General features: G+C 66.6%; 8 protein-coding genes. 6 read left to right on the top strand and 2 right to left on the bottom strand.

Translation table 11 applies throughout. The annotated features are described in order from the left end of the window. Positions 1–82: 82 nt before the first annotated feature. The 5 genes from GFY24_RS12180 (at position 83) to GFY24_RS12160 (ending at position 10,157) form a co-directional block, all read left to right on the top strand. Entirely contained in the window at positions 83–2,722 is a 2,640-nt protein-coding gene (locus GFY24_RS12180; RefSeq protein WP_194852832.1) for a tetratricopeptide repeat protein, read from the top strand. Between the two features lie 274 nt (positions 2,723–2,996). Beyond that, a complete protein-coding gene (locus GFY24_RS12175) occupies positions 2,997–4,499 on the top strand; it encodes an AarF/ABC1/UbiB kinase family protein (RefSeq protein WP_153805093.1) in 1,503 nt (500 codons plus the stop codon). A gap of 126 nt (positions 4,500–4,625) precedes the next feature. Next, on the top strand, positions 4,626–5,513 hold the full coding sequence (locus tag GFY24_RS12170) for a hypothetical protein (protein WP_153805092.1): 888 nt from the start codon (positions 4,626–4,628) through the stop codon (positions 5,511–5,513). An 83-nt stretch (positions 5,514–5,596) separates the two neighbouring features. Further along, positions 5,597–5,959, top strand: coding sequence for a hypothetical protein (locus GFY24_RS12165; RefSeq protein ID WP_153805091.1), 363 nt, complete (start codon positions 5,597–5,599; stop codon positions 5,957–5,959). 229 nt (positions 5,960–6,188) lie between these two features. Beyond that, a complete protein-coding gene (locus GFY24_RS12160) occupies positions 6,189–10,157 on the top strand; it encodes an arabinosyltransferase domain-containing protein (RefSeq protein WP_153805090.1) in 3,969 nt (1,322 codons plus the stop codon). Between the two features lie 66 nt (positions 10,158–10,223). On the opposite strand, the gene GFY24_RS12155 is transcribed toward GFY24_RS12160, so the two are convergent. Further along, positions 10,224–11,384 carry an alpha/beta hydrolase family protein gene (locus GFY24_RS12155; RefSeq protein ID WP_153805089.1) on the bottom strand — a complete coding sequence of 387 codons (1,161 nt, stop codon included), beginning with the start codon at positions 11,382–11,384 and terminating at the stop codon, positions 10,224–10,226. Positions 11,385–11,576: 192 nt separating this feature from the next. Beyond that, positions 11,577–11,933, bottom strand: coding sequence for a hypothetical protein (locus GFY24_RS12150; protein ID WP_153805088.1), 357 nt, complete (start codon positions 11,931–11,933; stop codon positions 11,577–11,579). Between the two features lie 164 nt (positions 11,934–12,097). Between GFY24_RS12150 and GFY24_RS12145 the strand changes: the two genes are divergently transcribed. After that, on the top strand, positions 12,098–12,736 hold the full coding sequence (locus GFY24_RS12145; RefSeq protein ID WP_153805087.1) for a hypothetical protein: 639 nt from the start codon (positions 12,098–12,100) through the stop codon (positions 12,734–12,736). Positions 12,737–12,744 lie beyond the last annotated feature (8 nt).

Raw genomic sequence — 12,744 nt, 5'->3', positions numbered from 1 at the left:
GACCGGAAAGATTCGGGGGGTCGACGGCCGGTGAGTGGAGGCGGGGGCACGCGGTAATCTTTCGCGCATGGTGGCGGGTTCGGTGGCTGACGGGAGCGACGGGGGTTCGACGCGAACGGTGTTCGCGGCACGATTGGCCGATTTGTGGACGGCGGCCGGTGATCCGACGCTGCGGCGGGTGGCCACGGCCGCGGAGGCCCGGATGCGGGCGGCCACCGGACAGGGGAATGGCGCGCGAATCTCGGTGCAGCGCATCAGCGATTGGCGGGCGGGGCGCAATCTGCCCGCGCGGTTCGAGACATTTCAGCCGGTGCTGCTGACACTGCTGGCGCTGGCAGGCAATCCGGTCCCGGCGGAGTTGGCGGATCGCCGGGCCTGGCGGCGAGTGTGGAAGGCGGCCAAGGAGACCGCACCGGATATGCCGACCGCCAAAGGCGCTCGCGGCGGAAGTCGAACGGACAGCACCGATTCCGGCCCGCGACCGCGCATTACCAATGCCCTGCGCCGCGATATCGACACCTTCATCGGCCGCGAGGGCGAATTGCGGCGCATCCTGGACTCCGCCGAACCGGGCCGGGTGCTCACCGTGCACACGGTGGACGGTATGCCGGGCGTCGGCAAGACCACGCTGGTCACCCGTGCGGCACACCTGCTGGCCGAGAAGTTCCCGGACGGCCGGTATTTCGTCGAATTGAACACCCATACCGCGGGCCAGTCCCCCGCCGAGCCCGCCGATGTGCTGGCCCGGCTGCTCACCGATCTGGGCATCGATGCCCGCCATCTACCGGAGAATCTCACCGGTCGGCGTGATCTGTGGCGGGATCGGCTGGCGGACAAGCGGATTCTGCTGATCCTCGACGATGCCGGGACGCATGAACAGATCGAACCGCTATTGCCCGGTGTGCCAGGCTGTTTGACGCTCATCACCAGCCGCCGCCGGCTCATCGCGCTGGACGGCGCGGTGCCGCTGTCATTGGATGTCCTGGAGCCGGCCGCGGCCGCCGACCTGTTCCGCCGTCTCGCGTATCGCACCACGATCACCGAAACCGATTGCGCCGCAATAGCGGAGATCGTGCGACTGTGCGGCTTTCTGCCGCTGGCGATCGTGCTGCTGGCGGGTCGCCTGGCACACCACCCCACCTGGTCGATCACCGATCTGGCCCGCGAGTTCGGCACCGCCCACGACCGGCTCGACGAACTGGATACCGGGCAGCACGCGGTCCGCGCCGCCTTCACCACCTCGTACTCCGCACTGCCACAGGACCGGCAGCGACTCTTCCGTCGCCTGGGCCTGCACCCCGGCCCCGATTTCGATGTATACGCGGCAGCCGCGCTCGCCGATATTCCGTTGCCCGCCGCCCGGCGCGGCCTGGACGCGCTGTACACCGATCACCTGATCGACGAAATCGCGCCGGGCCGCTACAGATTTCACGATCTCATACGTGAATATGCCTGCGGGGTAGTCGAAGACGAGACCGCGCAGGATCGCACCCGGGCCCTGGACCGGCTGCTCGACTACTACCAGCGAACCGCGAATGCCGCGGCCTTCCCCGGCCCGAGCACGCCGCCGGAGGCGAACGACCCTGTCGCGCAGTCCTTTCCGGACTACGCGGCCGCCCTGGCCTGGACCCGCCGCGAACGCGCGAATCTGCTCGCCGGTCTGGACCATGCCGGTGCGAACAACCACCTCGCCCGGGTGGTGGCCATGACCGATGCCCTCACCTGCGAGATGCGGCTGATCGGCGCGGCGGCTCCGGCGGTGGCCATTGTGCAGCGCGCGGCCATCGCACCGGACACCATCGATGATCGGCACGCCGGCGCCTTCGCATTCAAGGACCTCGGCGCGACCTGGTATTTCCACGAGGACTACGTCCACGCGGCGGCGATCGTGCAGCGTGTACTGGAGTTCACCGCCGAGACCGCCGCGGCCGAAACCCGTGCTGCCGCTTGGCGAACCCTGGGCCGGGTCCGATATCTGGCCGGGGAGTACGCGCTGTCGAGCGCGGCCCTGGAACAGGCGCGACAGCTCTACAGCGCCGCCGGACGGGTGCGCGAGGAGGCCAGCGTGCTCGGCACCCTGGGCTGGGTCGCACATCTCACCGGCGACTACGCGGGGGCGCTCGCGCTGCTGCGGGAGTGTCTGGCGCGCTACGACAATCTCGGTTCGCATTTCGGCCGGGCCGCCACCCTCGTCAAACTCGGCTGGGTCAACTATCTGCTCGACGACGAGGCCACCGCCACCGAGCAATTGCTCATGGCGCAGCACATCTTCCGGACCGGCAACGCGCACGCCGGTACCGCCGCCGCGCTGGAGCCGCTGGCGTGGATCCGCGTCATCTCCGGCGATACCCGGGGTTCGATGGATCTCCTCGAACAGGCCCTGCACTGCCACCGGCAGATCGGCAGCCTCTCCGGTGCGGCATTCGTTCTCAATAACCTCGGCTTCGGTATGAACGACCTCGGCGAGCACGACGCCGCCATCGGCTATCTGCGGGAGTCGCTCGAGCTCTACCGGACCATCGGCAATCGAGCGGGGGAAGCCTCGGTCTTCAATAATCTCGGTCTGACCCGGCATGCCATGGGCGAGTTGGCGGCGGCGAACGAGGCGCTGCGGCAAGCGCTCACGATCAACACTGAGATCGGCAATCTGCGCGGCGCGGCCGAAGCCCGGGAGCGATTGCGGGCGCTGGGCCTGGATACGCGCGCCGTGGCCTCCACCTGATACCGACCGATCCGCATTCCGCTACGGAAGCGGGTTATGCCGGTAATGACCGATCCAATGAGTAAATCGCGGCCGGTGGCGCCCGATACGGGCCCTTTCTCGTCAGTCCCCGCACCGAATCCTTCGAACCATGGGACATTTTCGTCGTAGAGGACGAGACGAGCGCCAGACTGCTGTGGGGTCCGGCCGGTCGCCGCGAACACGCGCTGCGGCCGGGCGAATTCGCGGCCGTACTGGGCGAGTTCCCGCAGGCAGTGGCATGGGAGGACCGGTAATGACTGGATCGAAGCCCATATCAACCTCGCGGCTGGCCCGCGGCTCCAAACTCGGCGCGGTGGTGGCCGTGCAGGCGGTACGCAAACGCCGCACCAAACTCTCCATGATCGGCAGATCCGCCGAGGTGCGCGCCGCGATGGCCGATGCGTCGGTGTTGCGGCTGGCCGAGCAGTTGGTGCTGGTACTGGGCGAAATGAAAGGCCTGGCAATGAAACTCGGGCAGCTGCTGTCGCTGCTCGATCTGGAGTTGGTGCCGCCGCGATATCGCGAGACCTTCCAGCGCCGCCTGGCCGTACTCTTCGATCACGCGCCGACGGTCGAGTTCGCGGCCATGCGCGGGGTGATCGAGGAGGATTTCGGCAAACCCCTGCGGGAGCTGTTCGCCGAATTCGAGCCGGAGCCGATCGCCGCCGCCTCCATCGGACAGGTCTATCGCGCAAGGCTTTTCGACGGTACCGAGGTCGCGGTGAAGGTGCAGTACCCGGGCATCGATCTGGCGGTGCGCGCGGATCTGCGGAATCTGGGCATGCTGCGGATCATGATGCAGCAGGTGGCGCTGCCCGGTTTCACCGTCGGTGTACTGGATGAACTGCGTGCCAATTTCGAGAAGGAGCTCGACTACGACGTCGAGGCGCGCACCCAGCGGCATGTGGCGAATATGTACGCCGATCACCCGTTCATCACTGTGCCGCAGGCGTTTCCGGAGCACAGCAGCCGCCGGGTACTGGTGACCGAGTACTCGCCCGGAATCGATTTCGAGGCCATGCGCGCACTGCCCGAGGCCGAGCGCGATCGTATCGGCGAGATCGTCTACCGGTTCTATGTGGGCTCACTGTTCGAGCTGGCCGAGTTCTGCGGTGATCCGCATCCGGGCAATCTGCTGCTGCGCCCGGATGGCCGGGTGGTGTTCCTGGACTTCGGGCTCTACAAGCGAATGCAGCACGAGCAGATAGCTTTCGAGGCCGTCTGCCTGCGCGCGACCGCCGAGGATCGCGATGACGAGCTGTACCGGCTGATGGTCGAGCGCGGTGTCATCGACGAGCACTCCAGCGTCACCCCGCAGGAGTGCTACAACTATGTGCTCTCCGCCGCGGAGTGGTCACTGGTGGACGAGGAGCTGCCGCTCACCCCGGAGCTCGCCTCGGCCGCCTTCCTGCACGCGGTCGACCCGCGTATCGCCGAATTCGACGGTATGCGCAGGCAGAATCTGCCGCCGGAGCATCTGTTCTCGCGCCGCGTCGACTTCTGGACCTGCGCCACCCTGGGTCATTTGCGCGCCACCGCGAATTGGCATCGCATTGCCCGCGAATGGCTGTACGACGAGGAACCGACGACGGATCTCGGTCGGCTGCACCAGGATTGGCGGCGGCGCCACGGTCTCGACAATGCGGCGCGGAAAGTACAGTCCAGCTGTGACGACGATCACTCCGTTAACAATGCGGGCGTCGTAGAGGATTTCACTGCGAATCATTCGCCCGGAGTTCCGGGCGTCGCGCACTGAGATGGCAAATCTTCTGGGAGGCAGAGCGTGCGATCGATAACTCAAACTTCGGGTAAAGCGGTTCAAAAAAGTCGCATATTCACGACCGTGGGGGCGGTAGTGCTCATAAGCACGTCGGCATTGCTCATGACGGCATGCAATGACAAGGAGACCAAGGCCGGGCCGACCAGCTCGCAGCTCGCCCAGCCCATGGGTACCGGACAGCCCGGCAGCACGCCCGGCGGCAGCACCACCAATGGGCAGGCCACCGTGCGTACCGTCGGAAAGACCGGCTGGTACGAGGGATTCGACATCACCGTGGACAAGGCGACCGTCATTCCGGACGAATTCGGCGGCGCGAAGGTACGCGTGGACATCACCTACAAGAACACCACCACCGATAACAAGACCCTCAGCACCGTGCCGACACTGCTGGTGAGCGGGCAGATCGACGACGGGGCGGGCTTCGACAATCCGGCCGTACCCGGAAAGGGCTCGGCCACCGGCAATGTCACCACCACCGTGCAGAAGCTCTCCGATGCCCAGCATCTGCTGGACACCCTGACGGTGGTCTACGGTACGGCCGCGGAGAACCAGACCGTCATTCCGCTGCGGGCCGATGCCAAGGTGGAGAGCACCGCACCCAAGGCGCTGACCATCTCGGGCACCCTGGTGCAGGATCAGACCACCATTCAAATCACCGGTGGCACACTGACTCCCAGTTACACCACGGGTGAACACGGCAAAATGGATCTCGCCCTGCATATCAAGATCATTGGCGGATCCGGTATATCCGACGGCGGATCCAATATCTTCTACGAATACTTCAGTGTGAAAACACCGGACGGCCAGAACCTGCCCGCCGATAATCGCGGACCCATCAACGAGTTGCTGGAGCGCAATCAAACCATCGACAATGCCAAGACTTTCGCCATTTTCGTGGTGCCGTCACCGGGCACCGGCACCTATGTGGTTACCTACGACGCCAAGAAGGGCGAGGGGGACGCACCGACGTTCTCCTTCACTGTGAACTGACGCCGGACCGAAAACAGCGCCGCTCGAATATTCACGGGTGGCGCTGTTTTCGGTACTCTGTGCGCAGATTCTGGGGAGGAACGATGAGGATCGTCTCGATCTGCGCGGGCGCCATGGTCACTGGTGCACTGCTGGGGCTGACCGGCGGGCCCGCGAATGCCGATCAGGGAGAGGATCATCCGGGCTCGTGCTTGGTGGTGCAGAACCGGACGGGTGCGGCGCTCACCGTCAGCCTCAACTATCCGGAGGTGTCGGGGACGTGGAATTACGAGCCGGACGAGACGCCGACGGTGCTGGCCGATGAGGCGAACGCGGTCATCACCTCGCCGAGCGGGGTGTGGGATGCGCACCTGGACCACGGCGTAGGAACCGATTGGGTGTACGACGGGGAACAGAATACGAGCCAGGGCTGCAATGGATCCTGGGTACTCACCGTGAACCCCTGACTCGGCAGGCGGCGAGCCACGGGCAATCGGTAGCCTCGTGTCGGAAAAGTGTTCGGCGCGGGCCCAGGTCCGCGTCGAGAGTGTGGATCAGCAGGGACGCCGGCGGCTGTGAGCCGGTGGATGGGGGACGATTCCGATTACGGCACAGGGCATTTCGCGATGGCGGGCGTTCGCGCACCCGGACAGCGCTCGACTCGGGCGCATCCGGCTGATCGCGCTGATCGCCGGGGTGCTGGGCATTCTGCTGGCGGTGCTGACACCGCTGCTACCGGTGCGTCAGGACAGAGCGAGCCTGGATTGGCCGCAGCCACAGTCGATTCAGCTGACCGCGCCGCTGGTGGATTACGCTCCGCTCGGCCTCGACGTGAGCATCCCGTGCACCGCGCTGCGCGACCTGGCGACCGGCACCGTCCTCGCCACGGTCCCGGTGAAATCCCAGGGCGCGACCACCAAGGGCCTGATCGCGCGCATCGAGGACAAGAACGGTTCCGGCCGCACCCTCTCGGTCCTGCTCCGCGATATCCCCCTCCTCACCGTCCCCATGAGCGAGATCTCGGCGGCCGCACCCACATTCGCCCCCAACTCGGCAACCAGCGCGGGTAGCGGCATGCCGCCGGGCACCGGACCTCCAGGTGGCCCGCAACCCGGAGGCACCAACCCGCCACCCGGCAGCACTCCACCGCCGGGGAGCACGCCTCCCCCGGGCGCGACGCCACCTCCCGGCAGCACGCCACCGCCTGGCGCGACTCCCCCGCCTGGCAGCACACCTCCCCCCGGCGCAACTCCCCCGCCGGGCAGCACGCCACCGCCCGGCGCAACCCCTCCGCCCGGCAGTACGCCACCGCCCGGCGCGACACCACCGCCGGGCAGTACGCCACCGCCGGGCGCGATTCCGCCACCCGGTAGCACTCCGCCTGCCGGTGCCACTCCTCCGGCGGGCACCACACCCGCGGCAGGGGCGAATCCCTCAGCGGGCAGCGCTGTTCCAGGCGGAGCCGCCGCTCCCGGCGGTACCACCGGGCCGGGTGGGGCCACTCCTCCGGCGGGCGGCAATCCTCCTCCCGGTGGCACGACCACGCCGCCGAGTACGAGCGGTGATCCCGGGGCCGATTCCGCGCTCGGGAATGGGGCCGGGCCGGCGGCTGATCCGGGTCCGGCAACTGCACCGAATTGTGCTGCGCTGGTGGTGCATTCGACTTCCGGGGCGACGACGGCCGAGTTGACCGGGTTGAGTCGGAAGGATGGGACGCCGTACAAGACCTCGGTCGAGAAGGATGTGCGACCGCAGATTGTCGGCGTTTACACCGATTTGGATCGGGCGCGGGTGACCGATGCTCGGTTGCACGCGGATATCGATTCGCGGTTCTCGTCCAGTCCCAGTGCGCTGAAGCTCGCGGCGATTGTCGGGGCCGTACTGGCCACGGTCATCGCGCTGATCTGCCTGCATCTGATCGATACCGTCGACGGGCGTAGGGCGCGCCGATTCCTGCCCGCGCATTGGTGGCGGTTCGGCCGCGCCGATGGTGTCGTACTCGGCACGCTGGCGCTGTGGCATGTGATCGGGGCCAACACCTCCGACGACGGCTACATCCTCACCATGGCCCGGGTGTCCAAGCATGCCGGGTACACGGCCAACTACTACCGCTGGTTCCAGGTGGCCGAGGCACCGTTCGGCTGGCCGTACGAGATCCTCGCGCAAATGACGCGGGTCAGCGAGGCCGGCCTCTGGATGCGACTGCCGTCGCTACTGGCAGGCATCCTGTGCTGGCTGGTGATCAGCCGGGAAGTACTGCCGCGCCTGGGTTCTCGCGTGCGCGCGAACTCCGCTGCCCGCTGGACCGCCGGACTGGTCTTCCTGGCCATCTGGCTCCCCTTCAACAATGGCCTGCGCCCCGAACCCCTCATCGCCCTCGGCGCACTCCTGACCTGGTGCTCCATCGAGCGCGCCATTGCCACCCGCCGACTCCTGCCCGCCGCGGTGGCCGCCCTCATCGCCGCCTTCTCCCTGGCGGCCGGCCCGAGCGGCCTGATCTGCCTGGCAGCCTTGATCGCCGGCTCCCGATCGGTGATTCGCACCGTAATCAGCCGAGCCCGAACCGATTCCGGTCGTGACCTGAGCATCGGAACCGGTTCGGGCACGCCCGGCCGCCCGGGTTCCGGCCTGCCCACCCCTGGCACCAATTCAGGCAGCGACCCTCGTGCCGAATCGGCCCGCAGCCCAATCACCCTCCCCCACAATGCTTCCGGTAGCCGCCTGCTGCGATATGGCGCGCTGCTGGCTCCGATTGTGGCGGCGGGCGTGCTGGTGCTGGTCGTCGTATTCGCCGATCAGACAGTGGCTTCGGTTTTGGAGGCCACTCGGGTGCGGACCCTGGTGGGACCGAATCTGACCTGGGTGGATGAGCCGACGCGGTGGGAATCGCTGTTGTCGCTGACGCCGGATGGTTCGCTGGCTCGGCGCTTCGGCGTACTGGGAATGCTGTTGTGCCTGGGCGTGTGCGTGCTGGTGGCGCGCGGGCGCGGCGGACGGATTCCGGAGACGGCGCGCGGGCCGGTAGCTCGGGTGCTGGGCATTGTGGTCATGGCTCTGCTGCTGATGATGTTCACGCCGACCAAGTGGACGCATCACTTCGGCGTGTATGCGGGGCTGGCGGCCGCGCTGGCCGCGATCACCACGGTCGCGTTGAGCGGCAATAGGATTCGAGCGCCCTACCAGCGGTCACTGTTCGGCGCGGCCGTGCTGTTCCTGCTGGCTGTCACATTCACCGGGTCGAATGGCTGGTGGTACGTCTCCGGATACGGGGTTTCGTGGCCGGACCGGGCGCCGGTACTCGGCGGGCTGAACATTGCCACCATCTTCCTGGCGCTGACTGCGCTGTGTCTGGCGATGGCTGGCCTCCAGTACTTCCGCGAGCCGACCGGCAGTCCTTCTCCCGCAGGACGTTTCGATCGAATCAGGCCGCTGACCATCGCGGCCGCCGCACTGGTGCTGTTCGAGGTGGCCACCATGGCGCAGGCGGCGTACGCCCAGTACCCGGCGTATTCGGTGGCGCTGTCGAACCTGCGCACGCTCGCGGGCAAGGACTGCGCCATGGCGGATGACGTTCTGGTGGAGACGGATACACCGGGTTCGCTGCTGCAGCCGTACACCGGCAAGACCGCCGATGGGCTGGCCGCCGACAATACCGGTTTCACCGCCAATGGTGTCGGCGATCTTATGCCCGATGCCGGACCGGGCGGTAAATCCGGTCCGCCGTCGGGCAGCGGTCCACCCTCGGGCAGCGGTCCGTCCGGTGGACCCGGCGGCGGCCCCGGTGGTCCGGGTGGCCCGCCCGGCGCCCCCGGCGGTACGAGCACCGAGACCGGAATCAATGGCAGCACAGTCGCTTTGCCCTTCGGTCTGGATACCGCCCGCACGCCGGTCCTCGGTAGCTACTCCCGCGGTGATAAGCAGCCTGCCCACCTGACCACGCAGTGGTATCGCATGGATCTGACTGCCGTACAGCAGGATTCCGCATACCGGGTGCTGGTGCTGACGGTCGCCGGCCGCATTGCCGCCACCGACGACAAGGGCAACGGCGTCGAAGACGCGCAGCTGCGAGTGGAGTTCGCGCATCGCGCCGATGACGGCACCGTACAGCCCCTGGGTGATCTGGTGCCGCCGAGTGTCGGTGGCGCACCCATGTGGCGGAATCTGCCGATCGCACTGGATCGAATTCCGTTGCAGACCAATGCGATTCGCCTGGTCGCCAAGGTCGACGCGCTCACCGACAAGCAGTGGCTGGCGGTCACTCCGCCGCGACTGCCCCGCCTGGCCGCGCTGGATTCGGTGGTCGGTCATTCGGAGCCCGTGCTGACGGATTTCCATGTGGGACTTGCCTTCCCCTGCCAGCATCCGCTCGATCACAAGGACGGTGTGGCGGAGCTGCCGGGTTGGCGCATTCTGCCGGACAAACTCAATTCGCAGGTCTCCAGCTCGTGGGAGGACGATACCGGCGGTGGCCCGCTGGGCTGGATCAACCTGCTGCTGCAGCCCCGCACCGTCCCGGCGTATCTCGACCATGATTGGACCCGGGACTGGGGCGAGCTTCAGCGCTTCCAGTTCGCCGCCAATGCCCGTGCGCCACAGGCGGATATCGGAGTGCGGGTCGAAAACCGCTGGGGCTGGGTGAACGACGACCCGATCAAGGTCGAGTAGCGACAACAAAAAGATCCGCCGTGGTCCGAATCCCGGACCGCGGCGGATCTTTTCGTATGTTATCGCCTACTTCTGCGGCGGCTGCCCGCCTCCGGGCGGACCATCACCCGGCGGCTGCTGGCCACCGGGAGGCTGCTGCCCCGCGGGCAGCGGCTTACCGATGTGCTGCGCGATATCGGGCAGTATGCGGTTGGCCACCTGTTCCCAGTTGCCCCAGTTGTGCACCCCGATACTCGGGAAGTCATAGGTGACATTGTCATAACCCAGTGCCTGCAGGCGGGACTGGAACGCCTTGGAATTGGCCAGCGCGATCCCTTCCAGCGGCATGCCCTGGATGATGGCGTCCACAGAGGACAGATCCTGTTGTGCCGGAATGGCACTGCCCGCCGCGATGTACAGGCGCGTGTTGTTGGCGATCAGCGTCGGCGCGAAGTTGTAGGCGTCGAGCCGCTCCCACTCCGGGCTGCCCGCCGCCGCCAGGGAATCGATATTGTAGCCACCGGCGGCGATCATGGCCAGCCGCAAGGCTTCTCGCATACCCGGTGCGGATGAGTGCAGGTATCCCGACAGCGATCCGGCGTACACGAACTGGTCCGGATGGTAGGCCGCCAGCACCACCGCGGCGCTACCGCCACTGGAGAGCCCGAACACGCCATTGCGACTGTCGCTGAACCCCAAGCGATCTCGCAGTGCGTTGCGCAGGTTCTGCGTGATGAAGGTTTCCCATTTGTAGGTATTGGATTTACCCGAGGTCTCGTCCCAGCCGGCGACGGCCGAACCGGAATCGCGCCCCGGCAGCATGGAGGCGTCGGGATTGACGCCGAAGAAGCTGCTCGGCTCGTTCCAATCCGCGTAGAAACTGGATTCGCCACCGACCGGCGTCACCACATTGATGTTGAACTTGGCGAGCGCGGCCGGAATGCCGGTGTGCAGCTCCCACCCGTTCATATCGTTCTGCGCCCGTTCACCGTCGAGCAGATAGACCACCCGATCGGTATTCCCGTCCGCCGCCCGGAAGATCCGCGACTTGATCGCTCCCATGGGCGAATCGACCATGAAGTCGAATCCGGACGAGTCGTAATCCGCCACAGCGGGTCCAGCCGCAACCACCGACGCCCCGAACGGAACAAGTACGACCGCGACAGCTCCGACCACAGTCCGCCTGGCCCACCCACCCCGGGATCTGTGTCGGCGCTCCTGCGCCCGTCGCACAGCCACGCCACGCATATCCTGTTATGCCCTTCCGTTGTGCGGCCCGACAAGGCCGCTCCCCACACCGACCCGCCTCGCACCACACGGGCGCGGCCGATCTCGCCGAGCAGCATAACGCGCCATCCACCCCCCGTCCCCTCCGAATTCCAACTCGGACAGGCGATCACAGGGACCTAGCGGCGGCATCTGCCCGAGAAGCGAACTACCTCAGGTCCCGGTGATCATCGGTCCAATGGTGAATGGGGCGCTGCGGCCCCGGGCGTCGAGGCGGCCGTCACCCCAGCTGGCGCTGCCGTAGCCGTCGACCTCGATGGCGTACTCCCCCGCCGAGAGCGTTTCGGGTAGTCGCACCGAAGCCCGAGGATGGCCGTCGACCAGCTCGACATAGCTCCGATCCGCCCCGGAACCCAACGCCACCAGGAAGATTCGCGCATATTCGAGGTTCATATGCGCCGCCGACGCACTCGCGGGCGCCCAGCTGATGCCGAGTTCACCTGTCGTCTCCCCGAATTCGACGGTGACCCGCAGCCTCGCCTCCCCTTCGAGCCCCGCGCGGTAACTCACGACATCCTCCTCGACCACCCCGGCCGTGCGCGCCCCAACCGGCGCAACCTCGACCAGGCATTCCTTTCACCCCAGGCTGGCACGAAGACCTCGGCTGGGCAATGCGGGTTCCGGTCGGTTCGGTGGGACGGTATGTGTCATAGGGTCCCGTTAGTCTCGGGCGTATGGGGCTGGCAGTGGCGACACATGTATTCGCCGACGCGTTGAATGATGATGGCGAGTACGCCGATGAGCTGCGGGAGCACTTGCGGGCGATCAATGAGTTGCTTGCCGCGGAGGGGCTGCCGCCGCATGATGAGGCGACCGCGCGTGGTCCGGTGACGGCGCGGAATCAGCTGGGTGGGGTGCCGTACAGCTTTGTGCACTATCTGCGGCGGGCGTACGCCCATGCTCGCGAGCAGCCGGGCCAGGCGCTGACACCCGTTGCGGCGGGCGAGGATCCGACCGATGACCCGGTGGTGGATCGGCTCACCTACATGTTCGAATCGCATCTGCTCTGCCATTCGGACTGCGAAGGCTATTACGTACCAATAGATTTCGACGAGGTCCTGTATCCGGACGAGGCGCTCGGCATTCCGGGCGGCATGGTCGGATCGAGCGCCGTGCTGTTGCGCGAACTCGTCTATGTCGCACCGTATCTCGGCATCACCCTCACCGAGGGCGAGCTATCCGATGCCGAGATCGCCGCGATCCATGCGGGCGATGACGAGCATCCGCTCTATCGTGAGCGTGAGACCTGGCTGGTGCTTTTCGAGGAGGCTCGCGTCTCGATGGCGAACAAAACGCTCATCACCTTCTGCTGAGCCCCTGT

The sequence above is a fragment of the Nocardia sp. SYP-A9097 genome, assembly GCF_009649815.1.
Classification (GTDB): domain Bacteria; phylum Actinomycetota; class Actinomycetes; order Mycobacteriales; family Mycobacteriaceae; genus Nocardia.
Note: the sequence above shows the minus strand (reverse complement) of the source record. Positions and strands in the feature narration are given on the sequence as shown.

Coding starts and splice junctions, on each gene's coding strand:
- GFY24_RS12165 (WP_153805091.1), top strand. CDS start 5,597: ATGAGGATCGTCTCGATCTGCGCGGGCGCCATGGTCACTGGTGCACTG.
- GFY24_RS12155 (WP_153805089.1), bottom strand. CDS start 11,384: ATGCGTGGCGTGGCTGTGCGACGGGCGCAGGAGCGCCGACACAGATCC.
- GFY24_RS12175 (WP_153805093.1), top strand. CDS start 2,997: ATGACTGGATCGAAGCCCATATCAACCTCGCGGCTGGCCCGCGGCTCC.
- GFY24_RS12145 (WP_153805087.1), top strand. CDS start 12,098: ATGGGGCTGGCAGTGGCGACACATGTATTCGCCGACGCGTTGAATGAT.
- GFY24_RS12170 (WP_153805092.1), top strand. CDS start 4,626: ATGACGGCATGCAATGACAAGGAGACCAAGGCCGGGCCGACCAGCTCG.